General features: G+C 51.6%; 20 protein-coding genes and 1 riboswitch. Of the genes, 16 read left to right on the forward strand and 4 right to left on the reverse strand.

The features are described 5' to 3' along the window. Nucleotides 1-70: 70 nt before the first annotated feature. Nucleotides 71-1,627 (forward strand): SulP family inorganic anion transporter, encoded by a 1,557-nt coding sequence (locus KOG47_RS03635; protein WP_251131796.1) that lies wholly within the window; start codon nucleotides 71-73, stop codon nucleotides 1,625-1,627. On the opposite strand, the gene KOG47_RS03640 is transcribed toward KOG47_RS03635, so the two are convergent. Continuing rightward, nucleotides 1,624-1,953, reverse strand: a complete 330-nt coding sequence (locus KOG47_RS03640) for a YolD-like family protein (protein WP_215243779.1) — start codon at nucleotides 1,951-1,953, stop codon at nucleotides 1,624-1,626. The two genes, KOG47_RS03635 and KOG47_RS03640, sit on opposite strands and share 4 nt — an antisense overlap. Further along, nucleotides 1,950-3,245: a Y-family DNA polymerase gene (locus KOG47_RS03645; RefSeq protein WP_215243780.1), complete on the reverse strand. Its 1,296-nt coding sequence runs from the start codon at nucleotides 3,243-3,245 to the stop codon at nucleotides 1,950-1,952. The genes KOG47_RS03640 and KOG47_RS03645 overlap by 4 nt, the downstream gene beginning before the upstream one ends. A 252-nt stretch (nucleotides 3,246-3,497) precedes the next feature. Between KOG47_RS03645 and secA2 the strand changes: the two genes are divergently transcribed. The 6 genes from secA2 (at nucleotide 3,498) to KOG47_RS03675 (ending at nucleotide 13,025) form a co-directional block, all read left to right on the forward strand. Continuing rightward, nucleotides 3,498-5,864: an accessory Sec system translocase SecA2 gene (secA2, locus tag KOG47_RS03650; protein ID WP_215243781.1), complete on the forward strand. Its 2,367-nt coding sequence runs from the start codon at nucleotides 3,498-3,500 to the stop codon at nucleotides 5,862-5,864. Next, a complete protein-coding gene (locus KOG47_RS03655) occupies nucleotides 5,864-6,667 on the forward strand; it encodes an SLAP domain-containing protein (protein WP_074036331.1) in 804 nt (267 codons plus the stop codon). Before secA2 ends, KOG47_RS03655 begins: the two co-directional genes overlap by 1 nt. A 133-nt stretch (nucleotides 6,668-6,800) precedes the next feature. Further along, nucleotides 6,801-9,554, forward strand: coding sequence for a bifunctional 2',3'-cyclic-nucleotide 2'-phosphodiesterase/3'-nucleotidase (locus tag KOG47_RS03660; protein WP_215243782.1), 2,754 nt, complete (start codon nucleotides 6,801-6,803; stop codon nucleotides 9,552-9,554). A 186-nt stretch (nucleotides 9,555-9,740) separates the two neighbouring features. Then, nucleotides 9,741-11,183, forward strand: a complete 1,443-nt coding sequence (locus KOG47_RS03665; RefSeq protein WP_196430970.1) for a carbon starvation CstA family protein — start codon at nucleotides 9,741-9,743, stop codon at nucleotides 11,181-11,183. 95 nt (nucleotides 11,184-11,278) lie between these two features. Further along, nucleotides 11,279-11,950 carry a PAQR family membrane homeostasis protein TrhA gene (gene trhA, locus KOG47_RS03670; RefSeq protein WP_051829405.1) on the forward strand — a complete coding sequence of 224 codons (672 nt, stop codon included), beginning with the start codon at nucleotides 11,279-11,281 and terminating at the stop codon, nucleotides 11,948-11,950. Between the two features lie 157 nt (nucleotides 11,951-12,107). Continuing rightward, entirely contained in the window at nucleotides 12,108-13,025 is a 918-nt protein-coding gene (locus KOG47_RS03675; protein ID WP_012726871.1) for a proline dehydrogenase family protein, read from the forward strand. Nucleotides 13,026-13,251: 226 nt separating this feature from the next. Here the strand turns inward: KOG47_RS03675 and KOG47_RS03680 are convergent, their stop codons facing one another. After that, complete coding sequence (locus KOG47_RS03680; RefSeq protein ID WP_215243783.1) at nucleotides 13,252-14,154, reverse strand: SDR family oxidoreductase; 903 nt, start codon at nucleotides 14,152-14,154, stop codon at nucleotides 13,252-13,254. Between the two features lie 214 nt (nucleotides 14,155-14,368). On the opposite strand from KOG47_RS03680, the gene KOG47_RS03685 reads away from it, so the two are divergent. The 6 genes from KOG47_RS03685 (at nucleotide 14,369) to gcvH (ending at nucleotide 21,423) form a co-directional block, all read left to right on the forward strand. Beyond that, nucleotides 14,369-16,780 (forward strand): 3-hydroxyacyl-CoA dehydrogenase/enoyl-CoA hydratase family protein, encoded by a 2,412-nt coding sequence (locus KOG47_RS03685; RefSeq protein WP_215243784.1) that lies wholly within the window; start codon nucleotides 14,369-14,371, stop codon nucleotides 16,778-16,780. 18 nt (nucleotides 16,781-16,798) lie between these two features. Beyond that, nucleotides 16,799-17,971 carry an acetyl-CoA C-acetyltransferase gene (locus KOG47_RS03690; RefSeq protein WP_012726865.1) on the forward strand — a complete coding sequence of 391 codons (1,173 nt, stop codon included), beginning with the start codon at nucleotides 16,799-16,801 and terminating at the stop codon, nucleotides 17,969-17,971. 13 nt (nucleotides 17,972-17,984) lie between these two features. Then, entirely contained in the window at nucleotides 17,985-19,769 is a 1,785-nt protein-coding gene (locus KOG47_RS03695; RefSeq protein ID WP_159562606.1) for an acyl-CoA dehydrogenase family protein, read from the forward strand. Between the two features lie 89 nt (nucleotides 19,770-19,858). Further along, on the forward strand, nucleotides 19,859-20,590 hold the full coding sequence (locus tag KOG47_RS03700) for a hypothetical protein (RefSeq protein ID WP_196430967.1): 732 nt from the start codon (nucleotides 19,859-19,861) through the stop codon (nucleotides 20,588-20,590). A gap of 47 nt (nucleotides 20,591-20,637) precedes the next feature. Further along, nucleotides 20,638-20,991 carry an arsenate reductase family protein gene (locus tag KOG47_RS03705; RefSeq protein ID WP_159562604.1) on the forward strand — a complete coding sequence of 118 codons (354 nt, stop codon included), beginning with the start codon at nucleotides 20,638-20,640 and terminating at the stop codon, nucleotides 20,989-20,991. Between the two features lie 48 nt (nucleotides 20,992-21,039). Beyond that, on the forward strand, nucleotides 21,040-21,423 hold the full coding sequence (gene gcvH, locus KOG47_RS03710; protein WP_012726861.1) for a glycine cleavage system protein GcvH: 384 nt from the start codon (nucleotides 21,040-21,042) through the stop codon (nucleotides 21,421-21,423). Between the two features lie 39 nt (nucleotides 21,424-21,462). On the opposite strand, the gene KOG47_RS03715 is transcribed toward gcvH, so the two are convergent. After that, a complete protein-coding gene (locus KOG47_RS03715) occupies nucleotides 21,463-22,518 on the reverse strand; it encodes a PTS sugar transporter subunit IIC (RefSeq protein WP_251131798.1) in 1,056 nt (351 codons plus the stop codon). A 180-nt stretch (nucleotides 22,519-22,698) separates the two neighbouring features. Between KOG47_RS03715 and KOG47_RS03720 the strand changes: the two genes are divergently transcribed. From KOG47_RS03720 to KOG47_RS03730, 3 genes are all read left to right on the forward strand, one after another. Further along, nucleotides 22,699-22,956 carry a thioredoxin family protein gene (locus KOG47_RS03720; protein WP_215243786.1) on the forward strand — a complete coding sequence of 86 codons (258 nt, stop codon included), beginning with the start codon at nucleotides 22,699-22,701 and terminating at the stop codon, nucleotides 22,954-22,956. Nucleotides 22,957-23,406: 450 nt separating this feature from the next. After that, a riboswitch (SAM riboswitch) is annotated at nucleotides 23,407-23,513 on the forward strand. A gap of 77 nt (nucleotides 23,514-23,590) precedes the next feature. Next, complete coding sequence (locus KOG47_RS03725) at nucleotides 23,591-24,619, forward strand: methionine ABC transporter ATP-binding protein (protein WP_147538181.1); 1,029 nt, start codon at nucleotides 23,591-23,593, stop codon at nucleotides 24,617-24,619. Continuing rightward, nucleotides 24,609-25,271 (forward strand): methionine ABC transporter permease, encoded by a 663-nt coding sequence (locus KOG47_RS03730; protein WP_012726857.1) that lies wholly within the window; start codon nucleotides 24,609-24,611, stop codon nucleotides 25,269-25,271. Before KOG47_RS03725 ends, KOG47_RS03730 begins: the two co-directional genes overlap by 11 nt. The last annotated feature ends 21 nt before the right edge of the window (nucleotides 25,272-25,292 follow it).

Genomic DNA, 25,292 nt, shown 5'->3' on the forward strand with positions numbered 1-25,292 from the left:
CGTTTACAAGCCCTCTTTCCAGGCGTACACTGAACTCGTTTTTGAACTGATTGGAAAGAAGGAATGTATGATGCAAGACTCACTCTCCACGCGTGAGATGTGGCAAAAGGACATCTCGGCCGGAATTACAGTTGGCGTCGTCGCCATCCCGCTCGCCATGGCATTTGCCATCGCCTCGGGAGTCCCGCCGGTGTACGGGCTCTACACGTCCATTTTTGCCGGAATCCTCGTCAGCCTGTTCGGGGGTTCGACGTTCCAGATCGCCGGACCGACGGGAGCGTTCATCCCAATCGTCTCGGGTGTCGTCCTCGCATACGGATATGAGGGGTTACTCGTCACGACCGTTCTCGCCGGAATTTTGCTGCTCCTCATGAGCGTGCTCCGGGTCGGACGGCTCATCCGCTTCATGCCCCGGGCCGTGACCATCGGTTTCACGGCCGGTATTGCTGTCGTCATCTTCGTCGACCAGCTCGATGAGTTGTTCGGGGTCACGTTTGAGAAGGCACCGCACTTTCATGAGAACTTGCTTCGCCTCGGTCAAGCGTTGCCCGAAGCGTCCGTGTGGCCGATCGTCATTGCCGGAATCGGCTTTTTGACGCTTTGGCTCGTCCCGAAGCTGCCGTTCCGTTTACCGCTTTTACTCATGGCGATGCTCGTCCCGACGTTTGTCAGTGTCCTCATCCCGGGTGAGGTCGCGACGATCGGAAGTGCCTATGGCGGCATCTCGAGCGGACTGCCAACATTTAGCTGGCTCACAATCGACCTAGACTTGATCACAACGCTCCTCCCGTCCGCATTCGCCATCGCCTTCCTCGGTGCGCTCGAGTCACTTCTTTCGGGAACGGTCGCCGACGGGATGGCGGGGACGAAGATGAAGCCGGACAAGGAACTGTTCGGGCAAGGGCTTGCGAACGTGATCACACCGTTCTTTGGTGGGATCCCGTCGACAGGTGCCATCGCCCGGACGGCGACGAACATTCAGGCGGGAGCGGTCAGCCGACGTGCCGGGGTCATCCATGGGATCACGGTGCTCGTTGCGGTTCTCGTCCTCGCGCCGTTCGCGAGTTACGTACCACTCGCTGCACTCGCTCCGATCTTGATGCGGGTCGCCTGGAACATGTCCGAACGTCATCACGTGATGGCGATGTTGCGTCATCGTTCATCCGAGTCGCTCGTCTTACTCGTCACGCTATTATTAACGGTATTTGTCGACTTGGTCGTCGCCGTCGAGGTCGGGGTCATCTGTGCGCTCGCGCTCTTCGCGAAACGAATGGCCGATACGATCGATGTGCGTGAACGGACAGAACGGTACGTCACGCGAGACGGCCAAATCGTCTTCAGTGTCGAAGGTCCGCTCTTCTTCGGTGCAGTCGAGTTGTTCGAGCACGTCCTCCATCACATTCATCGGGAACCGAACGTGTTCATCTTCAACTTTCACCGCTGCCCGGTCATCGATGTGACCGCGGTCGAAGAGTTGCGTCGTGTCGTCACCGAGCTGAAAGCAGCCGACCGGCATGTCATCTTCGCGCATCTGTCGCCATCGGTCCGCGCGACGCTTGCTCACTATGGGCTACTCGACGGGATTGAGACGTTCGAGACGACCCAGGAAGCGATCGAGGCATCTTAACGAACGGACAAGATGTCGCCGAACGGGACGCGGCGCACTTTGCCGTCGAACAGCTCGACCTCGCGCTCGGCGTAATAGATGGCATGGACGTAGCCGCGCATGCTTTTCATCAAGCCGTCCACGAACAAGGTCACCTCGACCTGGTCGCCTTCACGGATGGCCCGTTCGAGCTCGGTCTGCCAAAGGTAGAGGAGCTGTTCGTCCAAGTCGGGCAGCTCAATCTTTTGGATTTGGGCATAATAACGTTTCAGTAGGGCGACGTGCTCGGGCATGAGAAATGGGATCCATTTTAACTCACCCCGGTCACGATAGCGGGTCTTGCTCATGAGGAATCGCCTCCTTGTTTATGTCCGCCGATTAGACGTTGGCGCGTCCGGAGCGGACTGTCTTTTAGTAGGCTCGACGCCGGTCGGATCGTGCCGCGACCGAACCGGACGTTCAGGCCGTCAATCAAATCGAGGAAGTCGAGCCGTTTCGCTTTCGCCCATTCGTCTTCGAAGAACGATAACTGGACGTGATCGCTCCGTGGCTCGAGCTTGCCGAGAGCGACCGAGACGTAACGGACGGCCTCCGTCTCTTCCCAGCCGTCTAAAAATAGCTGCAATAAGATCGGGAGAAACTCTTGCTCGTCCGCTGTGAAGCGGGGGAGCTTCTTTTGTTTACTGAAGCCAGCCCGGTCGCTCGTCCGCGTATAGCGCACCCCGAGATGGATCGTCCCTCCGACGAGTCCCGCTTGCCTGGTTCGCATGCCGACTTCGACCGCGATCGCTTGTAAGACGAGCCGGATTGCGGAATACGTCGTGTAGTCTTTCATGAGGGTGATGCCGTGTCCGATCGACTTCGGTCGCATCCGTTTCGCACCGAACAAGGAGCTCGCCGGCAGGATGGTTGGCGACTCGTCGATGCCCCAGGCGTGATGCCAAAGTTCTGCACCGATGACACCGAACTTTTCATGAAGGGATTCGAGTGGGTAGCGGGCCAAGTCCCCAATCGTCCAGATGCCGAGCCGCTGCAGGTGGACCGCCATCTTCGTCCCGACGCCCCACATCTTCTCGATCGGCGCCGGATGGATGAGCCGTTCGACGTCCTGGAGAAGGCACGTGACGACACCTTCCTTTTTTGCATGCAAATCGAGGACGAGCTTGGCGAGGACGTTGTTCGGTCCGATGCCGATGGTGACGGGAATGCCTGTATAGCGAAAGATCGTCGCACGCATGAGGTGGGCGACGTGCTCGTCATTTCCGAACAGCCGCTCTGTCCCGCTCATGTCGACGAGCGTCTCATCAATCGAATAGACGCGAATCGCCTCGGGTGGGGCGAACTGATGCAGGATGTGGATGATTTGAATGGAAACGTTCAAATAATGACTCATCCGCGCCTCGGCATACAAAACGTCCCGTCGTTCGTGCCACGGAAGGCGGTCGATGTGGAAGCGACGTGACCCGGTCTTGATTCCGAGCTGCTTCATCTTCGGGGTCGCCGCGAGGACGAGTGCCCCGCTGTCCTGGAGGTTCGAGAGGACGACGAGCTTTGTCTTGTAAGGATTTTTGTTGCGCGCGGCACACTCGCAACTGGCATAGAACGAGACGCTGTCGATACAAAAGATTCGTCTGCGCATCGTCACCACTCCTTTTTACGAACAAATGTTCTGTTTTTTTCATCGTAACACGGTCTCACGTCATCTCAAATAGTGAATTGAAAATATTTTTACAAATACTTTTTGAAAATTAACCAAAATTTATAGGTTTTCACGTGTCAAAAAACCAACTTTTAGGAAGTTTTCGTAAAAAAGTCTCCGAATTGGTTCGATTTTCGTTATAATAGACGGGTATGTAAGTGATGAATTGATAGAAAGATGGAGGCTATTAGTGTGATCCAATTTGTAAAACAGTTAACGAATGATCAAAGCCGGCGTTTGAAAGCGTACGAACGACGGGTCGCGCGTATTAATGAATTAGAGACAACGATGAAAGCCCTCTCGGATGACGAGATGCGTACATATACGGAGACGCTCAAAGCACGTCTCTTGGATGGAAAGAAAGTGGACGACATCGCGGAAGAAGGGTTCGCTCTCGTCCGCGAAGCGTCAGTCCGTGTGCTCGGAATGCGTCACTATGACGTCCAGCTCATCGGTGGGTTCGCCCTCCTCGAAGGGAACATCTCGGAGATGCCGACGGGGGAAGGGAAGACGCTCGTCGCCGCTTTGCCGAGTTACGTCAAGGCGCTCGAAGGAAAAGGCGTCCACGTCATCACGGTCAACGATTATTTGGCGAGACGTGACGCGGAACAAATCGGGAAGATCCATGACTTCCTCGGGTTGACGGTCGGTTTGAACGTACCAGACATCGAAGCGGACGAGAAGCGTTCCGCATATCAGGCAGATATCACGTATGGGGTCGGGACAGAGTTCGGGTTTGACTACTTGCGTGACAACCTTGTCCATAAGCCGGAAGAACGGGTCCAACGTCCGTTCCATTTCGCCATCGTCGATGAAGTCGACAGCATCTTGATCGATGAGGCGAAGACGCCGCTCATCATCGCGCAGAAGGACCGGTCACATATCCGGTTGAAACAGTTGGCACAACAGATCATTTCTGAGTTCGAGGAGACCGACTACGAGGTCGACCTCGAGTCGAAATCTGCGACGTTCACGGAAGCAGGGATTGTCAAGATTGAAGAGCTGTTCGCCATCGATAACCTGTTCAGCGCCTCACACCAGGTGCTCTATCACTATCTCGTCCAGGCGCTCCGTGCGAACGTCTTGTTTGAGCTTGACGTCGACTATATCGTCCGAGAAGACAAGATTGAACTCATCGACTTGTTCACAGGACGCATCATGGAAGGACGAAGCCTGTCGGAAGGGTTGCATCAGGCGCTCGAGGCGAAAGAAGGCGTCACCATCACCGAAGAGAACAAGACGACGGCGGAGATTACGATTCAGCACTATTTCCGCATGTATCCGCTCGTTGGGGGGATGACGGGGACGGCCCAGACGTCGCGCCAAGAGTTCTTGAAGACGTACAACATGGACGTCGTCCAAGTGCCGACGAACCGCGAACGTCAACGTGTCGACCATCCGGACCGCATCTTCATGACGACCGAGCAAAAGTATGCGGCGGTCACTGAGAAAGTAGCGGAACTGCATACGACGGGACGACCGATCTTGATCGGGACGACCTCGATCGCACAATCGGAAGCCATCAGCAAGCATTTGAAGAAGAAGCGGATCGAGCATGACGTGTTGAACGCGAAGACGGTCGCTCAGGAAGCGGATATCATCGCGGACGCCGGTCAATTCGGCAAAGTGACGATTGCAACGAACATGGCCGGACGTGGAACGGACATCACGCTCGACGCAAAAGCGAAGGAAGCGGGCGGTCTCTTCGTCATCGGAACGGAGCGGCATGAGTCAAAACGTGTCGACAACCAGCTCCGCGGTCGTTCGGGACGTCAAGGCGACCCGGGTGCGACCGAGTTCTTCGTCTCGCTCGAAGATGAGATCGTGAAACGTTATGCGGCGCAGAAACTAGAACGCGTGGAGAAGAAGTTGAAGCCGAGTGCGACAGGTGAGGTCTCGTCGAAAGATGCGATCGAGATCATCGAATATGCGCAGACGACGATCGAAGGACTCGGTGTCTCGATTCGAGACTACTTGTTCAAACTCGATGACGTCTTGAACGAACAACGGAATATCATCTATACGATTCGTAACCAGGCCGTCAACGCCGATGCGGACGCCATCACGAAAAACGTCCTCGGCATGATGCGTCTCGCCCTCGAGAATAGCATCGACATGCATGTATCGGATGAACTCGTACCTGAGGAATGGCCAATCGATGAGTTGAAAGAAGACTTGCGCTACTTGACGATGCAGGAGCCGACATGGGCGAATGACATCGCCGATACACGTGAACTGAAGGATGCTTTAAACGACTGGATGGAGACGATCATCGCTACGACGGCGTCACGCCTCGAACAGGATGACATCGTCCTCTTCGCGAAAGAATCGCTTCTCCGTGCCGTCGACATGAAATGGACGGACCATTTGACGACGATGAGCGGATTGAAAGAAGGAATCGGTCTTCGCAGCTACGGTCAGGAAGACCCGAGCCGTCAGTTCGGAAAAGAAGGACTCGAAATCTTCGAACAGACATATATCAATATCGCACGGGATGTCACGACGGAACTATGCCAACTCGACCGTTACTTCGCCGAGATGGCAGAGGAGGAAGTATAATGCTAGGATTTCGTAAACGTAAACAGATTGAGACAGGAAATAAAGAGGAAGGGCGCCAATTGACGCTCGTGATCGACGATGCGATGGGGATCCCGAAAGAGGACGAGTACGTCTTCCGTTATCATGCGAAACGACTCCCGCCACTTCTCGACAATCAGCTCTCGATTGAGTTGTTGAATGCCGAATCGCTCGGGCATGACTTGTCGATCGTGGCGTTGTTCCGCAACACGCTTCCGAGCTCGTTCGAGATCAACGAATTGCCGGTCCTCTTGTTGGACGCAAATAACGTCCCGATCGGTCGGAAAGTCCTCGGACGTTCTGAACTGCCGAGCTTTGAGGCGTGGACGAGCAAACCGGTCTACTTGGACTTCTTCTTAGATGAGATGTTCGGAGAAATAGAATCCTACGACTCGCTCCGACTCGTCTTCCAAATGAACCCGATTGACCCGCTTCAGCCCGTGTCATCGGAAGAAGAAGCGAAGTTCTCGAAGGTTGCATGGCAACAGCTCATGCGGACGAACATCTCGACACCGCCAGTCGGAGAGAACGAGTTCAACTTGATGCTCGTGTCGGTGGAGAAGGAAGAGACGGACGTCACGGCGACGATTCTCCTTCGCAACGGCTACGACCGTCACTTGAACGTTGAGAAACTCCCGCTTGAACTCGTGAGTGGGGAGGACGTGGTCGGCTTCACGATGATTCGTCTCGAAGAGTCGGTCTACGGGAAACATGCGTACCCGGTATCAGTCACATTTGAAGAAATTGACGGAGATGGACCGTTTACTGTTCGTATCAAACAATAATAGGATGATAGACCTAATTTTTGTAAAGGAAATTAGGTCTGTTTTTATACAAAAATTTAATAGGAGGGAAAGGCGGCTGGTGTTATATTGAATATGGTTAGACAATTATCAACCAGAAAAAGGGGACAATCACATGAAAACCGCATTGAAATGGTCGATCGCGACCGCGCTCGTGTTACCAACCGTTTTGCCGCTACAGGCACCGAACGTCTTGGCAGAAGTGGACGAGGATATCGTCAAGCTCCGTTTCTTAGAGACGACAGACCTACATACGAACATCACGAACTACGACTACTTCCAAGACAAGGTCGATAACACGATCGGATTGACGAAAGTCGCGACACTCATCAATGAACATCGTACAGCCGCTGGGGAAACGAACACATTCTTGTTCGATAACGGGGATACGATTCAGGGGACACCGTTCGGCGATTACGTCCGTGAGAGCCAAGCTGGAAAAAATGAAGCGTTCGAACATCCGATGTACAAGGCGATGGCGGCATTGAACTACGATGCCGTCACACTCGGGAACCATGAATTCAACTTTGGTCTCGAATTCTTATACAACGCGATGGAGGGGTCGAAAGGGAAACTGCGTTTCGTCAACTCGAACGTCAAAGATTTAGAAGGCAACCCGATCGTCTCGAAGTTCAACGTGGATGGACAAGAGGTCCAAATCATCGAACGAACGGTCACAGACCTGGATGGGGAAACACATACGATCAAAGTCGGCGTATTCGGAGTCGTCCCTCCGAAAATCATGTCATGGGATTCGGGGAACCTTCAAGGTCGTGTGACGGCAGAGGATATCATCCCGTCCGCACGTGAAGCAGTACAAAAATTAAAAGGCCAGGGAGCGGACGTCGTCGTCGCCCTCGCGCACTCAGGGATTGGTGACAGTGCAGCGCTCGCGGATGAGCAACTCGACAGCGAAGAGAACGTCGGTTACGCACTCACGAAAATTGACGGGCTCGACATGGTCATGACGGGACACCAACACGGTCGCTTCCCGGATGCGAAAGGCATGTTCGCTTCGTTCCCGAACGTCGATATGACGAAGGGGACAATCAATGGCAAACCGGTCGTCATGGCGAACAACCAAGGGAAGGACCTCGGCGTCATCGACTTTGAACTTGAACTCGTGGATGGGAAATGGCAAATCGTTGATGCGTCAGCAGCACTCGATACGGTGACGGCTGATACGGCGGTCGACCCGACGATTCAAGCGTTGATCGAAGACGACCACTTGGCGACAATCGACTATATCAACCAACCGGTCGGTGAGATTCAAGATGACATCCAAAGCTACTTCGCACTGGTCCGTGACGACGCATCGGTTCAGTTCGTGACGAACGCACAGAAGTGGTATGTCGAGAAAGAACTCGAGACGAACCCAGAACTTTCTGCTTATAAAGAGTTACCACTCTTGTCAGCAGGCGCACCGTTCAAAGCGGGTGGTCGTGAATTGACAGATGCGAGCTACTATACGAATATCCCGAAAGGGCAAATTGCTTTGAAAAACGTCGCGGACCTTTACGTGTATCCGAACACGCTCGAAGTCGTCAAAGTGACAGGAAAAGATGTCATGGATTGGCTCGAGATGTCAGCGGGTGCGTTTGACCAAATCGAAGAAGATGGCGAAAACTTACTCAACCTTCAATTCCGTAGCTACAACTTCGATATTCTCGACGGTTTGACGTATGAGATCGATGTCACGGGTCCTGCGATGTTCGATGTCGGCGGGAAGCTCGTCAATGCGAACGCGAACCGCGTGAAGAACGTCGAGTACAACGGACAACCGATCAAAATGGACCAAGAATTCTTGGTCGCGACGAATAACTATCGCGCGGGTTCTTCATCGTTCCCAGGTCTCGGTGGCGGGAAGAACATCGTCTATCGCTCAGCGTATGAGACACGTAACGTCATCTCGGACTATATTGTGTCGAGTGGCAGTAACTTAGACTACAAAGCCGACAACAACTGGAAGATTGTCGCGGATGCGAAACGTTCGGTGACATTTGAAACAGCGGATGCGGGTAAGCAGTACTTGAACCTTTACGAAGGTATCGAAGCGACGGACGCGACGCGTGAGGATGCGGCAGGTCGCCTCTTCCGGACCTATACGGCAGAGCTCGAAGTGGCGCCAACTGACTTGACGCTCGCGGTCGATGTCATCAAACCGGGTGCAAAAGTCGTGACTGGGAAGACGGCTCCATCTGCAAACGTGACATTAAAAGATGGCAAAACGGTTCTCGCGACAACGACAGCCGATGCAGAAGGCATGTACCGTTTGACGGTCAAACCGCTCAAACTCCGTCAGTCATTGACGATTGAAAGCGAATTGAATGGGAAGACGATGACGGAAACGAAAGTCGTCGGTGCAGGTTTTGTCGGAACGCCAGCTATCTCGAAACGTTTGACGTACACGAATACAACCGTGTTGACTGGAAAAACGACGGAAGGGGCTACGCTCGTCCTTAAACGAGACGGGAAAAAAGTAGACTATGCGAAAGCTGACGAGAATGGGAACTTCACATTCAAGAGAAGTACAGGATTCTTTGCAGCAAAATATGAAATCGAAGCGAAAGATGTATCAGGAAAAGTAGTCAAGACAACATCGTTCGAGTTAAAAAATGGATCAATCGTGACACCGAAGACGACGAAAGGTGTGAAGGCAGGCACACGCGCCTTGATCGGGAAAACAACACCGGGTGCGACGGTCGTCTTGAAAGACGCGAAAGGCAAGCAAGTCGCCAAAGTACAGGCGAGCTGGACAGGAACGTACACGTTCACGTTCAAAAAAGGCCTTACGAAAGGGACTTACAAAGTCATCGCAAGCGGATCGAACGGTTCTGGTGCAAAACAATCGACTCTCAACTTGAAATAAGTACGGAACGGCGTCCAATTCGGGCGTCGTTTTTTGTCGAATAAAAGTGTCTAAAATGTGAATGAAAGCCCTTACATTATCATTAACTCTTATGTATAATCAAACATGTAATCGGTTACATGACACGTGTAAACCGAAGAGCTGATGGGGTTTCGGCTACATATGTACGGAAAAGGGGACTGACAGATGATTACATTCTTCGTCGCACTCGCACTACTTTTGGTCGGGTATTTGGTATACGGTCGTTACGTTGAGAAGACGTTCGGCATCAAGGAAGAGCGGACGACGCCCGCCTATGCGTCTCAGGACGGCATCGACTACGTGCCGATGGGCAAAAAACGGAACTCGATGATTCAATTGCTCAACATCGCCGGTGTCGGACCAATCTTTGGACCGATCATGGGGGCGCTCTACGGACCGGTCGCCTTCCTTTGGATCGTGTTCGGATCGATCTTTGCCGGTGCGGTTCATGACTATTTGACAGGAATGATTTCCCTTCGAAATAACGGGGCACACTTGCCACAACTAGCGGAGAAGTTTCTCGGACGTTCACTTCGCCATATCGTCAATGGATTTGCACTTTTACTTTTACTTCTTGTCGGGACGGTGTTCGTCACGTCTCCGAGTAACATGATCAACAACTTGTTCGATGGGAATGCAACGACGCTCACCATCGTCATCTTCGCTGTGTTCGCTTACTACATCTTGGCGACGCTTCTCCCGGTCGATAAGATCATCGGACGCATCTACCCGTTCTTCGGGGCACTACTCGTCATCAGTGCCATCGGGATCGCGGTCAGTTTGTTCGCTCAAGGATACAAGATTCCAGAGATGACATTGACGAACATGCATCCGGACGGCTTGCCGATCTGGCCGCTCCTCTTCTTTACCATCTCATGTGGGGCGCTCTCTGGTTTCCATGCGACACAGTCGCCGATCATCTCGCGGACGACGATGAAAGAAAGCAACGGCCGTGAAATCTTCTACGGCATGATGATCGCCGAAGCGGTCATCGCGATGATTTGGGCTGGAGCGGCGATGGCCATCTTTGAGCCGGGTGAATTACTTGGACTCATCAGTGCGGGCACTCCGGCACTCGTCGTGCAAGAAGTGGCGACACTCATGCTCGGCAGCATCGGCGGGACACTCGCGATTCTCGGAGTCATCGTCTTACCGATCACGTCAGGCGACACGGCATTCCGTAGCGCACGGATGATTATCGCAGACTACATGTCAATCGCACAGAAAAAGTTCTCGTCGCGTCTTTGGATCGCGCTTCCACTCTTCGCGATCTCATACGTGCTCACGAACATGGACTTCCAAATGCTTTGGCAATACTTCAACTGGGCGAACCAGACGACGGCGGTCATCGCACTGTTCGTCGGGGCGATGTACCTCTACATTAAAGGGAAAAACCACTACATCGCGCTCCTTCCGGGGACGTTCATGTTGTATGCAGTCTGGTTCTACATTTTGACGGCGCCGATCGGCTTCAAGCTGGACGGAGTTCTTCCGTACGTCATCTCGACGCTCGGAACGTTGACGCTTCTCGTCTTGTTCCACAAACGGGCACGCGCGATGCGGGCAGCACAAATGGAATGTGACGTTCCGGTGAAAGAAGTCGCATAATCTCGACACGGGCTAATCGGTAGCCCGTGTTTTTGATTGCGTTAACATTGGGAAATGTCCATACTAGAAGGAACAGTTACGGAAGGTGGGAGCACATGAAACAAGAACAACTCAAAGAGATGCTCCATGCCGACACGCTCGGGGAAGAAATTGCGAGCGCGATCACGCACGGCTTAGGAGTCATCTTCAGCATCGTCGCCCTCGTCTTGCTCGTCATGAGCGCCACAGAGAGTGGGAGCACGTGGAACGTCACCGCGGTCAGTGTATTCGGGGCATCGATGATTTTACTTTATCTCTTCTCGACACTCATGCACGCCATCCCGCATCCACGGGCGAAACGGGTGCTGCAAGTGTTCGACCATGCGGGGATTTACTTACTCATCGCCGGAAGTTATACACCGTTTGCGCTCGTGACCCTTCACGGGACGCTCGGTTGGACGCTATTCGGAATTGTTTGGGGTGTTGCGATTCTCGGAATCGTGTGGAAACTGTTTTCGACCGGCAAGTACATGTGGGTGTCCAATGTGACTTACCTCGCACTCGGTTGGATCTGCATCATCGCCATACGTCCGTTATATGAATCACTCGGTCATCAAGGGTTCATGCTTCTCCTCGCAGGGGGGATCGCCTATTCGGTCGGCATCGTGTTTTATGTATGGCAAAAACTGCCGTTCAACCATGCCATTTGGCATCTGTTCGTCCTAGCGGGAAGCGTGTTCATCTTCCTCAGTATTTTACTCTATGTCGCACCTTCGACAAGCCTATAAGACAGCCGTCCTACGGGGCGCCTGTCTTTTTTGAAAAGTTGGGAAGAAAGTGCTGCAAACGGTTACAAAAATACAGACGAAATGACGTTTGTGTGTCATAATAATTGCAGACATCATCATAGAGATAGATGGGTGTAAAAGTAAGGGGGAAAATCAGATGGAAAAAGTGTTGCGCGATGGATTTATCTACATGTCACAAAACAAAACACTCAACAGTTTGGCAAAGAAATATGGCCTACGATTTGGTGCATCACGCTTTGTAGCAGGGGAAGACTTTAAGGCTTCTGTCCCGACGATTCGCGAATTGAATGCGAAAGGGTTGTCGGTCACGGTCGATCATCTCGGGGAATTTATTAAGACGGTCGAAGAGGCGAATACGAATCGCGACGAGATCATGCGTGCGATTGAAATTATGGCAGAAGAGCAATTAGACGCCTATATGTCACTCAAGCTGACATCACTCGGATTCGATATCTCGGACGAGTTGATTGAAGACAACATGCGTCAAATTTTGACGGTCGCACAACGAGTCGGGGTCTTTGTGGCCATCGATATGGAAGATGAGCAGCGTTGTGAAAAGACGCTCGAATTGTTTAAAAAGCTGAAGTCTGAATTTGACGGTCTTGGAACGGTCATCCAGTCGTACTTGTACCGCTCGGAAGATGACATCAATCATCTTGCGCCGCTCAAGCCGAACCTCCGCATCGTCAAAGGGGCATATAAAGAGCCGGCGACGGTCGCGTTCCCTGAAAAAGAGGACGTGGACCATAACTACGTGAAGCTCGTCAAACTCCATCTTGCGAACGGGAACTACGCATCCATCGCGACACACGATGACCATATGATTGACGCCATCATCGAGCACGTCAAAGAGAACAACATTCCACTCGACCAGTTCGAGTTCCAGATGTTATACGGGATCCGTGTCGAGCGTCAACTCGAGCTCGTGCGCCAAGGATACAAAGTCCGTGTCTACGTGCCATACGGTCGTGACTGGTACGGTTACTTCATGCGCCGTCTCGCAGAGCGCCCGGCAAACGTGGCGTTCGTGTTAAAGGGAATGGTGAAGAAATAAAATGAGCACGAACATCCGTCGAGGATGTTCGTGCTTTTTGATGTATGGATAACGTCGATGCGTTCGGTCTTCTATGTAGCGGAGGTGTTACGATTTCTTGTTCTCGTCCTCACTTACCCAAAAATCTGGACCGATTTGATCGGACAGCCAAAAGAAAAGTTCCTGATGTTCTTCTGGATGCACTGCACAAAAAGAAGACTCAGCTACGAACTGAGTCTTCGATCAATTATCCATTAATCACGGTTCCACCATTTACGTGGATGACTTGACCACTGACGTATGTCGAATCATCGCTTGCGAGATAGACATACGCCGGTGCGAGTTCGGCCGGTTGCCCCGGTCGTTTCATCTCTGCTGAATCGCCGAACGATTTCACCTTCTCCGCGTCAAACGTTGAAGGGATGAGCGGTGTCCAAATCGGTCCCGGGGCGACCCCGTTGACGCGAATCTTCTTGTCCGCCAAGTTTTTGGCGAGCGAGCGGGTGAATGCCGTGATGGCACCTTTCGTCGACGCATAGTCAATCAATTGGTCGTTTCCTTCATAGGCTGTGATCGAGGTCGTATTGATGATGCTCGCTCCTTCTTTTAAGTAGGGGAGCGCTGCTTTCGTTAAGTAGAACATGCTGAAGATATTCGTGCGGAACGTCTTCTCGAGTTGATCGTCCGAGATGTCGAGAAGCGATTCCTGCGGATGTTGTTCGGCAGCGTTATTGACGAGGATGTCAATTCGACCGAACGTCTCGAGCGTCTCTTCAACGACTCGTTGACAGAAAGAAGATTCGCCGAGGTCGCCTTGAAGCAAGAGACAGGCTTGACCTAAGTCCTCAATCCGTTCTTTCGTCGCTTCCGCGTCCTCGAGTTCGTTTTGGTCTTTATAGACGATGACGGAGTTCGCACCTTCATGGGCGAAGAAGATGGCGACCGACTTTCCGATCCCGGAATCCCCACCGGTGATGATCGCGATTTTGTCTTTTAACTTGTCACTTCCTTTATAGTCTTCCCGTTCATAGATCGGGAAAGGTTCCATCTTCGAATCGATTCCCGGTTGGTGCGACTGTTCTTGGGCTTTCTTCTTAAACGACTCAAAGTCCTTTCGGCTACCGACAGTGTTTAAACGATTATCATGCATGTATACATTCCCCTTTCTAAATTTGACTCTTGTTGTCTATACCACACACATTAAAAACTAATCGTTCATTCAAAAAATGGAATGAAATTGAAAAATGAACGCTTGCGAATGAATGTTCATTCATTTATGATAGAAGAGTAAACACGATGGTGATTGCGATTTTTTTTACGCGTGAAATGAATCACTATTCATTCTCATTTTAGGGGGGAACACTATGACGAGTCACATCGAACAATCAACCGACCTCCGTTTGACGAACTCAATTCGTTTTGCGGTCGTCATCGGTTCAGGAGTAATGGGGGCGGGGATTGCGGCTCACTTGGCGAACGCGGGGATTCGTTCGCTCATGCTCGACATCGTACCACGTGAATTGACAGCCAAAGAGGAAGCGATAGGGTTGACGCTCGAGTCGCCGGAAGTACGCAATCGCATCGCCTCAGAAAACCGTCAAAAGCTATTGAAACAAAATCCAGCACCACTCGCGACAGCGGAACATCTCAACTTCATCGAAGTCGGGAACTTAGAAGATGACTTAGAGCGTTTGAAAGAAGCGGATTGGGTCATCGAAGTCGTCGTCGAACGTCTCGACGTGAAGCAACAACTCTTCGAGAAGATTGCACCTTACATCCGTGAAGACGCGATTCTCAGCTCGAACACGTCAGGGATCTCAATCGAAGCGATGGCAAGTGCCCTTCCGGAAGGATTGAAATCACGCTTCCTCGGCACGCACTTCTTCAACCCACCGCGTTACTTGAAGTTGCTCGAACTCATTCCGACGGAGAAGACAGCCCGTCCGGTCATCGACTTCATGTCACGTTTCGCTGAAGATCGTCTCGGCAAAGGTGTCGTCGAAGCAAAAGACACACCGAACTTCATCGGGAACCGGATTGGGACGTATGGTCTTCTCGTCACGTTTGAAGAGATGCTCAAGCAAAACGCTTCAATCGGAGAGATGGACTCGATCACAGGTCCACTCATCGGTCGTCCAAAATCAGCGACCTTCCGCACACTCGACGTCGTCGGAATCGACACATTCGTCCACGTGGCGGGGAACGTCTACGAGACACTCGAATCAGGGGAAGAGAAGGACACGTTCGACGTTCCGACAGAAATGAAGCAACTCGTTGAAAAAGGTTGGATCGGACAAAAGGCTGGTCAAGGCTTCTATAAGAAAGAAGGCAAGGTCATCCAGGAGTTGAATCTTCAGACGTTCGAATACGAACAATTGAAAGCGATTACAGGTCCTGAGCTCGATCAAATCAAGTCACTTCCTGGCTCGAAAGCAAAATTGAAAGGTGCCATCTTGAACAAAAGTCGCGTCGGCCAATTGCTCTGGCCAATCACGGCGAAGACGCTCGCTTACTCGGCACGTCTCACTGGTGAAATCGCCGATACGATCGTTGCGATTGACGATGCGATGAAGTGGGGCTTCGGTTGGAAGTTTGGACCGTTCGAGATGTGGGATGCCCTCGGTGTTGAGAAATCAGTCGAGCGTATGAAAGCGGAAGGCTATGACGTCCCGGCATGGATCGATGAGATGCTTGCTGCAGGCAATACGTCATTCTACAAGGGAGACCAGTATTACGATAAAGCGTCGAAGACGTATGTCGAGAAGACCGTCAATCCGAAAGAATTGAAACTTAAGCCGCTCGCAAAATCAAACGGCATCATTTTAGAAAATGGTGGCGCACGCCTCGTCGATATCGGTGATGACGTGGTCGCACTCGAATTCACATCACCAAACAACGCGATCGGTGTCGACATCATGCAGATGATCGAACAGTCGATCGATCGTGTCGAGCAAGACTTCAAAGGAATGGTCCTTGCCAATGACGGCAAGAACTTCTGTGTCGGTGCGAACCTTGCGATGATGCTCATGGAAGCCGAAGACGAGAACTGGTTCGAACTCGATTGGATCATCAACAAGTTCCAACAAGTCGTTCAAAAGATTCGTTATTCAAGTCGTCCGGTCGTTGCTGCACCGTACGGTATGACGCTCGGTGGTGGAACGGAAATCAGCTTACCGGCAGCCCGTATGCAAGCCGCACTTGAGACATACATGGGTCTTGTCGAAGTCGGTGTCGGCCTCATTCCTGGTGGGGGTGGAAACGTCAACACGTACCGTCGACTCCTTGAGCAGACACCAAAATCGATGCAAAACATCGAGAAGGCTGCGCAACAGACGTTCGAGAACATCGCGATGGCGAAAGTATCGAAGTCGGCATTTGATGCGAAAACACTCGGTTACCATCGTGCGGTCGACGGCATCTCGATGAACCGCGACCACTTGACGTTCGATGCGAAACAAACGGTCCTTGAACTGGCTGACGGGTACACGGCACCGGTTCGTGAGAAGTTACCGGTCGTCGGTCAAACGGGTAAAGCGACGCTCGAACTCGCGGCGTACGAAATGTTCTACGGTGGTTATATTTCAGAGCACGATTTGAAAATTGCGAAGAAACTCGCACACGTCATCAGTGGTGGCGACTTGGCATACGGTACGCTCGTCGATGAGCAGTACTTCCTCGACATCGAGCGCGAAGCTTTCTTAAGCCTCATCGGGGAGCCGAAGTCACAACAACGGATGCAACACATGCTCGTGAAAGGCAAACCACTACGGAACTGATAAAGGGGGACAATACAGATGAGGGAAGCAGTCATCGTAGCCGGCGCACGGACGCCGGTCGGAAAAGCAAAACGCGGATCGTTCCGTAACGTTCGTTCGGACGAGCTCGCGGGATATGCCATCAAGGCAACGCTTGAGCGTTCAGGATATAAAGGCCCGATTGATGACGTCATCATGGGTTGTGCGATGCCAGAAGCGGAGCAAGGGATGAACATCGCTCGCTATGCGGCGGTCCGGGGGGGACTGTCACACGAAGTTCCAGCGATCACCATCAACCGCTACTGCTCGTCAGGCCTTCAAGCCATCGCGGACGCGGCGGCCAAAATCATGATCGGTCAAGCGACGGCAATCATCGCCGGCGGTATGGAATCGATGAGCCAAGTGCCGATGGGTGGTCACGTCATCCGTCCAAACCCACACATCATGGAGACGGCACCAGAGTACTACATGAGTATGGGGCATACGGCAGAACGTGTTGCAGCCGAATATAACATCTCGCGCGAAGACCAAGATGCGTTCGCCATCAACAGTCACCAAAAGGCGGCAGCGGCTATCGCAGGTGGCAAGTTCCAAGAAGAAATCGTTCCTGTGACGGTCATCGAGCACGTACTCGGTGAAGACGGTAAAGTCGCGGAAGTGGAGAAAGTCGTGAAGCATGACGAAGGTGTCCGTGCCGATTCGACGATCGAAGCACTCGGAAAACTCCGCCCGGCCTTCAAAATCAAAGGGTCAGTCACAGCAGGTAACGCTTCACAAGTATCAGACGGAGCAGCAGCTGTCCTCGTCATGGACCGTGAAGAAGCAGAACGTCAAGGATTGCAACCGATGGCCAAGTTCCTCTCGTTCGCCGTCGGCGGTGTCCGTCCAGAAGTGATGGGAATCGGTCCAGTCGTCGCCATTCCGAAAGCACTCGAGATGGCTGGCGTGAAATTAGAAGAAGTCGGATTGTTCGAGTTGAACGAAGCGTTCGCGAGCCAGTCACTCGGTGTCATCCGTGAACTCGGAATCGATCCATCGAAAGTGAACGTGAACGGCGGCGCTATCGCCCTCGGTCACCCACTTGGATGTACGGGAGCAAAACTTTCAGTCTCGATCTTGCATGAGATGAAACGACGCAATGAGAAGTATGGGGTTGTCACGATGTGTATCGGCGGCGGAATGGGCGCGGCTGGTGTCTTCGAATTACTTTAAGGGGGAATCGGATATGGAACGTACAGAACATGAATTGATTAAAGGCGGTAGCTTTGTCATTGACGCACTCGACGCGGAGCGTCTCTTCACACCAGAGGATTTCTCAGATGAGCATAAGATGATTGGTGACACGACGGCTGGATTTGTCGATGACCGCGTCATGCCAGTCCTCGAGCGCATCGAGAAACACGAGTTCGACCTCTCTGTCGAATTGTTGAAAGAAGCGGGCGAGCTCGGTCTTCTCGGAGCAGACGTTCCTGAAGAGTACGGCGGTTACCAACTCGATAAAATCTCATCTTCAATCATCACGGAGCGCTTCGCGAAAGCACGTTCGTTCGCACTCAGCTACGGCGCACACGTGGGGATCGGGACGCTCCCGATCGTCTTCTTCGGATCAGAAGAGCAAAAGCACAAGTACTTGCCAAAACTCGCGACAGGCGAATGGATCGCGGCTTACGCGCTCACTGAGCCAGGCTCAGGGTCTGACGCCCTCGGTGCGAAAACGACAGCTGTCTTGAATGAGGCGGGCACGCACTACGTCTTGAACGGTGAGAAACAATGGATCACAAACGCCGGCTTCGCGAACGTGTTCGTCGTCTATGCGAAAATCGATGGCGACAAGTTCAGTGCCTTCATCGTCGAGCGTGACTTCAAAGGAGTCTCAACGGGCGCAGAAGAGCAGAAGATGGGAATCAAGGGATCGTCGACACGTACGCTCATCCTTGAAGATGTCGAAGTACCAGTCGACAACCTTCTCGGTGAAGTTGGAAAAGGTCACGTCATCGCCTTCAACATCTTGAACGTCGGTCGTTACAAACTCGCAGTCGGAGCAGTCGGTTCTTCAAAACGTGCATTCGACCTCTCGGTTCAATATGCGAACGAGCGTAAACAGTTCAAGACACCGATCAGCCAATTCCCACTCATCCAAGAGAAATTGGCGACGATGGCAGCGAACATCTATGCGATGGAAAGTTCAGTCTATCGTACAGGTGGTTTGTTCCAGGATAGCTTGGACGCACTCGGTGATGAGAACATGCGCGACGGATCGAAAGTCGCACAAGCGATCGCAGAATATGCGATCGAATGCTCACTCAACAAAGTCTTCGCTTCTGAGACGTTCGACTATGTCGTTGATGAAGCCGTTCAAATTCACGGTGGATACGGATTCATGGCAGAGTATGAAGTCGAGAACCTCTACCGTGACTCACGGATCAACCGTATCTTCGAAGGAACGAACGAGATCAACCGTTTGATCGTCCCAGGTACGCTCCTCAAGAAAGCGATGAAAGGTGAATTGCCGCTCCTCGCAGAAGCGCAAAAACTTCAAAAAGAGCTGATGAGCTACATGCCACAAGAATTGGATGGCTCACCACTCGCTCGCGAGAAGATGCTCCTTTCGAACATGAAGAAAATCAACTTGATGGTCGCGGGTACAGCTGTACAGAAGTATCAACAAGACCTTCAAAACGAACAAGAAATCTTGGCGAAGATTGCAGACATGATCAGTGCCATCTATGCGCTTGAAGCAGCCATCGCTCGTACGGACAAAGCGATTGCCCGTTCAGGCGAAGAGAAGAACACGCTCAAAGTCCGCTACACTGAAATCTTTGCGGAGCAAGTGTTCAAGCAAGTCGAACTCATGGCGAAAGAAGTGTTGTACGCAGCGGCGTCTGGCGACGAGCAACGTATGCTTCTCTCGGCAATGAAGAAATTCAGCCGCTACCAGCCAATCAACGTGATCGGCACGAAGCGCGAAGTCGCAGCGAGCCTCATCAAAGCGAACAAGTTTATCGTCTAATCAAATTAACAGAAAGGGTGGACTGGACGCGGTCGATCCTTTCTTTTTTTGAGCTCTGCCACGTACAATAGAGACGAGGGGGAGAGATGATGACAAAACGAGATGTATTACTCGACCGGATGGAACGCATTGGACGGTCCGTAGCCGAACGGGACGGGACGCTCATGCTGCTCGCATTGGGGTCGATTGGACAAGAGACGGAGCGGTTGGATGAGTATTCGGACCTCGATTTCTTTTTGATTGTCGAGGATGGGCAGAAGGCGCGCTTTATCGATCGACTTGACTGGCTCGAGATCGAACCGCTTCATTATCAGTTCCAAAACACGAAGGACGGGCATAAGATCATGTACCATGATGGCATTTATGGTGAGTTCGCCGTCTTTGAACTGCATGAAATGGCGACCATCGCCTATACGCCAGGACGTGTCGTCTGGCGACGGGACGAGGCGCTCGAGGTATTTGCGACACCACGCCTCGAAATCACCCGTGAAACAGCGGCTTATTATTATGAAGAGGCGTTGACGAACCTATACGTCGGCTTGCTACGTGAACGTCGTGGCGAAACGCTCGCGGGATTCGAGCTCGTCCAAGTCGCAGCTGTTCAGAACGTCTTGAAGGCAATCGGTGAACAAGGGGACCCGTTCAATCCGACACGCCGGGTCGAGTCGAGACAGCCCAAGATGATTTCTTTCCTGTTGGGCGGGGTATTAGGATATGGCAAGTCAGGCGTCGCAGCCTCGACTATCTTACGTTTTATCGAAGAACGCTATGTGGTCAACCCAACAATGAAGCGAGAGATTGAACGGTTGCTTGAGACGTGATTTAAATTCTCTAGGTGTGCTACATTGAGGAAAGAGGTGATGAACAGATGGTGACACTATATGGCTATCCACCATGCAGTACATGTAAAAAGGCAGAAAAATGGTTGAAGGAACAAGGGATCGAGTATACATATATCCATATCGTCGAATCGACGCCGACGAAAGAGGAACTCGCCGAACTGTGGAAACAATCAGGTCTACCACTCAAAAAGTTCTTTAACACGAGCGGGCAAGTCTATCGGAACGAAGGCATCAAAGACAAGCTACCGAATCTATCAGAAGACGAACAACTCGAGCTATTGGCGAGCAATGGTATGCTTTTGAAGCGACCAATCGTCACAAATGGTGAAAAAACGACCGTCGGATTTTCAGAAAAGTCCTTTACGGACGTTTGGGGCTAAGTGCTATAATACAGATGTGAGTCTAATTTATTTGAGGGGGAAGTTAGGATGAGCAAAGTACCAGCAAATTTACGTTATTCAAAAGAACATGAGTGGGTAGAAGTAAATGGAACGAAAGCCCGCATCGGCATTACGGATTTCGCACAAAGCGAACTAGGGGACATCGTGTTTGTCGAACTCCCAGAAGTCGATGGTACGATTTTGCTCGACGAGCCATTCGGCTCAGTCGAATCAGTGAAGACGGTCTCTGAGTTGTATGCACCGGTATCTGGTCGCATCACGGCAGTGAACGAGGACCTCGCGGATTCTCCAGAACTCGTCAACGAGTCACCGTTTGAAAACGCATGGATGATTGAAGTCGAGTTGACGGAAGAGTCAGACCTCGACAAACTCATGTCTGCAGAAGAATACGAAGCGATGATTCAAGGATAATCAAAGCCGGCTTCTCCATTGGAGAAGCCGGCTTTTTGTTTACTCGAAATCGAGTCGGTAATGATCGGATTCGACGAGAGTCGTCCGTTCAAATACACGGTAGAAGAAGATTCCGAGTGCGACCGGAATCAGTCCGAACAAGACGATGACGAGCAGGACGTTGAAGAGAGCGAATCCACCCGGCATGAGGTGAAGGGCGTTCACCGGACCGATGAGACCTGACACGCCGAACCCGGCGCTGATTGGTGTTCCTTCAATTTTTAGAATCCCTGCGAGTGCACCGAGAATCGCCGCATTTGCCAAAATGGGAAGCATCATGATGGGGCGTCGGACAAAGTTCGCCATCTGAATCTTCGGAGAGCCGAGGAAGTGGGCAATCGATGTGCCGGTCGCGTTTGCCTGCCATCCGGCGATCGCGAGACCGAATCCGGCAGCGACGACACCGAGGTTCGCCGCACCAGCCGCGACACCGGACAAGCTGATGGCTGTCGCAATCCCGACAGTCGAGATCGGCGAGACGATAATGAGTGAGAACGCCATGGCGATCAGAATTCCCATGAGGACCGGTTGCAGGTCAGTCATTGTCATGATGAGTAGACCGATATACGTCGTGATCTGGGAGATGTACGTCAGTAGGAAAGTACCGATGCCTCCTGCGACGACAATGATGGTCATCGGCATAACAATGACCGTATACGTTTTCAAGTGGGGAGCGAGTTTCATGACAAGAAGTGTAGCGATTGCAGCGGTAACACCAGCTGTGATCACGTCCCCGATGCCGGTCATCACAAAAGCCCCTTCGTCGATTCGGACGGCACCGCTACCGACATACGTCGCAATCGCAATGGTCCCAGCTTCGAGAATCGATCGTCCGAACTGCATGGCGACCGCTAGCCCGATAATGGCTGGCAGAAGCCGCATCGCAATTGTCGTCGCATCCAATATGAATTGAAGAGACGGAAAATACGGAAGTATGGCTTTCGTTAATTCACCGAGCAAAGCGCTCGGGATGAGGGCGATCAGAATCGCCATGCTGAGACCGTTTAAGACGTTCATCGTGAACTGTTTCATCGTACCTGTTGCTTGTTCCGTCATCATTCATTCACCTGTCCTTCTTCTTTGCTGTTATGTACAAAAGCGATAAAGTTAGAACCCATATTATTCCTCTCTACAGAAAGAGTCAAGATAATCATTGAAAAATTCTGAAATTTCATCAAAGCACGATTTTTGAATGAGAATCCATCGCCCCTTATAATGACAAGAGAGGTGAGAAGAATGATTACAGACGGATTCTTATATATATACGCCCCGATGTGTGGTACATGCGCTGTGGCGGAAAAAATGTTGACGGTCGTCGAAGCGGTCGACTCTGAAATTAAAGTCGAAAAGCGAGATGCGAACTATATCCCAAAAGAGCTAGAAGCCTACCAAGTGATGAGCGTACCCGCCTTGTTGAAGCTTGAAAATGGCGAAGTTCAAGATCGATTGTACGCGTTTCAGAATGTGCAACATGTCCTCTCTTTCATGAAATGAGAGAGGAACATTAGAATAATCTGAAAATTTTAAATAATCAGTTGACACAGAAAGTTCACGAATGGTATATTCATTACAACATCTTACTTGAACACAAAATAGGACGCGATATTCCCGATATCAAGACGTTTTGGCGAAGCCGCTGCTACCTTTATACGAATACACGTCAGTCTTCCCTTCGATTGTCCCCCAAAAAAATCAAGCGAAGAAAGACGTTCCGTATAATTGCACGGTCCAAGCCAAGATCGAGTGATGATTGGTGAATCTCCCCCATGTAAGGATGTAAATCTTGAACGGGCAAAAGATTTTCATCTATGGGCTGTCCTTCCGTGACTCAAGGTGCTACGTTCTGTGTCGTCCTCGGACGGCACCTTTTTTTAATTTTTTTGAAAAAAGGATTTGACAGCAGAAAAAGCTGTCGCTATGATAAAGCTAATCGAATACACAACACTCTTATCAAGAGAGGCTGAGGGACTGGCCCTATGACGCCCAGCAACCGCGGAGCAATCCGAAATGGTGCTAATTCCAGCAAGGTGAGAAACCTTGACAGATGAGAGCAATCGTTGTCCGTACGATAAAGTGCGCACGTTTGCTCAAACGTGCGCGCTTTTTTTGTTGTCAGGAGGGAAAGGTATTGATTCAATTACGAAACGTCGCCAAATGGTTCGATACGAAGAATGGTCGTGTCCAGGCGGTCGATGATGTGTCATTAACAATTGATCGCGGTGAAATTTTTGGAATAATCGGATATTCGGGAGCGGGGAAATCGACGCTCATCCGATTACTCAACCGTCTCGAGTCACCGTCAAGCGGTGAAATCGAGGTCGCCGGGAGTGAGCTCACGAAGCTCAGCCCGAAAGAACTACGAGGGGTTCGCAAGAACGTCTCGATGGTCTTCCAGCACTTTAATCTTTTGTGGTCGCGCACGGTCGCAGAAAACATCAGCTTCCCACTCGAACTGATCGGGGTACCGGCAAGTGAGCGGAAACGACGCGTCCAAGAACTCGTCGAGCTCGTAGGTTTGGCTGGTCGTGAGGACAGCTATCCATCGCAACTGTCGGGCGGTCAAAAACAGCGAGTCGGGATCGCCCGCGCGCTCGCTACAAATCCTGAGGTTCTCCTCTGTGACGAAGCGACAAGCGCGCTCGACCCGAAGACGACGGATTCGATTCTCGAACTGCTCGTCAGCATCAATAAGAAGCTCGGATTGACGATCGTCCTCATCACGCATGAGATGCATGTCATCCAAAAGATTTGTCACCGTGTCGCCGTGATGGAGGCCGGAAAAGTCGTTGAGACCGGTCAAGTCTCGGACGTGTTCCAACATCCGGAGCAACCGATCACGAAAGAATTCGTCAAGCAAATCGGGGCGGTCGACGATCTATCGCTCACGTTCGAACACCTTAAAGAACGGTATCCGAGCGGTCAAATCGTCAAATTGAAATTCTTGAACGAGACGGCAGAACAACCGATTTTGTCTGACGTCCTCAAGACGCATGACATCGGATTCAACATCATCGGCGGGAACGTGACCCAGTCACAAGTCGGTGCGCTCGGTACGCTATTCATCCAACTGATTGGGGAAGCAAGTGAAATCGATCGTGCCATCGCGTCGATTCGTTCGCAATCCGTAGAAGTGGAGGTGGAAAGCGATGTTTCCTAACGTAGATTGGCAAATTATGATGGAGCAGACTTGGGAGACGTTATACATGACGCTCGTCGCAGGTGTGGCGACGTTTGTGATCGGACTGGCTTTAGGTTTGATTCTCTATATTACAAACGAATCGCTTTTATTGAAGAATCGTCCGATTTACGTCTTCGTCAGCGCGATCGTCAACGTGTTTCGTTCGATCCCGTTCATCATCTTAATTATCTTACTCATCCCGTTCACGTTGTTCCTACTCGGTACGATGCTCGGTTCGACGGCGGCGCTTCCGGCACTCATCATCGGAGCGGCACCGTTCTATGCTCGGATGGTCGAACTTGCGCTTCGTGAAGTCGACCGTGGGGTCATTGAAGCGGCCGAATCGATGGGAGCGACAAAATGGCAAATCATCTACAAAGTCTTGATTCCAGAAGCTCTTCCGGCAATCGTATCGGGACTCACGGTGACCATCGTAGCAATCGTCGGTTACACGGCGATGGCGGGGGTCGTCGGGGGTGGCGGACTCGGGAACTTAGCCTTCTTGGAAGGATTCCAACGCTCACAAAACGACGTCACGTTCGTGGCGACGGTGCTCATCTTGATCATCGTGTTCGTCATCCAATTCATCGGTGACCGACTCGTCACAAAGATAGATAAACGTTCAGCATAATCACACATATACCATTTGGAG

Source organism: Exiguobacterium sp. s121 (assembly GCF_018617245.1).
Classification (GTDB): Bacteria; Bacillota; Bacilli; order Exiguobacteriales; family Exiguobacteriaceae; genus Exiguobacterium; species Exiguobacterium profundum.

Bases quoted from the DNA above. Each gene is read 5' to 3' on its own strand.
- KOG47_RS03730 (WP_012726857.1), top strand. From the start codon at position 24,609: ATGTTTCCTAACGTAGATTGGCAAATTATGATGGAGCAGACTTGGGAG.
- KOG47_RS03655 (WP_074036331.1), top strand. From the start codon at position 5,864: ATGCTAGGATTTCGTAAACGTAAACAGATTGAGACAGGAAATAAAGAG.
- trhA (WP_051829405.1), top strand. From the start codon at position 11,279: ATGAAACAAGAACAACTCAAAGAGATGCTCCATGCCGACACGCTCGGG.
- KOG47_RS03680 (WP_215243783.1), bottom strand. From the start codon at position 14,154: ATGCATGATAATCGTTTAAACACTGTCGGTAGCCGAAAGGACTTTGAG.
- KOG47_RS03645 (WP_215243780.1), bottom strand. From the start codon at position 3,245: ATGCGCAGACGAATCTTTTGTATCGACAGCGTCTCGTTCTATGCCAGT.
- KOG47_RS03690 (WP_012726865.1), top strand. From the start codon at position 16,799: ATGAGGGAAGCAGTCATCGTAGCCGGCGCACGGACGCCGGTCGGAAAA.
- KOG47_RS03675 (WP_012726871.1), top strand. From the start codon at position 12,108: ATGGAAAAAGTGTTGCGCGATGGATTTATCTACATGTCACAAAACAAA.
- gcvH (WP_012726861.1), top strand. From the start codon at position 21,040: ATGAGCAAAGTACCAGCAAATTTACGTTATTCAAAAGAACATGAGTGG.
- KOG47_RS03640 (WP_215243779.1), bottom strand. From the start codon at position 1,953: ATGAGCAAGACCCGCTATCGTGACCGGGGTGAGTTAAAATGGATCCCA.
- KOG47_RS03700 (WP_196430967.1), top strand. From the start codon at position 19,859: ATGACAAAACGAGATGTATTACTCGACCGGATGGAACGCATTGGACGG.
- KOG47_RS03665 (WP_196430970.1), top strand. From the start codon at position 9,741: ATGATTACATTCTTCGTCGCACTCGCACTACTTTTGGTCGGGTATTTG.
- KOG47_RS03695 (WP_159562606.1), top strand. From the start codon at position 17,985: ATGGAACGTACAGAACATGAATTGATTAAAGGCGGTAGCTTTGTCATT.
- KOG47_RS03685 (WP_215243784.1), top strand. From the start codon at position 14,369: ATGACGAGTCACATCGAACAATCAACCGACCTCCGTTTGACGAACTCA.
- KOG47_RS03660 (WP_215243782.1), top strand. From the start codon at position 6,801: ATGAAAACCGCATTGAAATGGTCGATCGCGACCGCGCTCGTGTTACCA.
- KOG47_RS03635 (WP_251131796.1), top strand. From the start codon at position 71: ATGCAAGACTCACTCTCCACGCGTGAGATGTGGCAAAAGGACATCTCG.
- KOG47_RS03720 (WP_215243786.1), top strand. From the start codon at position 22,699: ATGATTACAGACGGATTCTTATATATATACGCCCCGATGTGTGGTACA.
- KOG47_RS03715 (WP_251131798.1), bottom strand. From the start codon at position 22,518: ATGACGGAACAAGCAACAGGTACGATGAAACAGTTCACGATGAACGTC.
- KOG47_RS03705 (WP_159562604.1), top strand. From the start codon at position 20,638: ATGGTGACACTATATGGCTATCCACCATGCAGTACATGTAAAAAGGCA.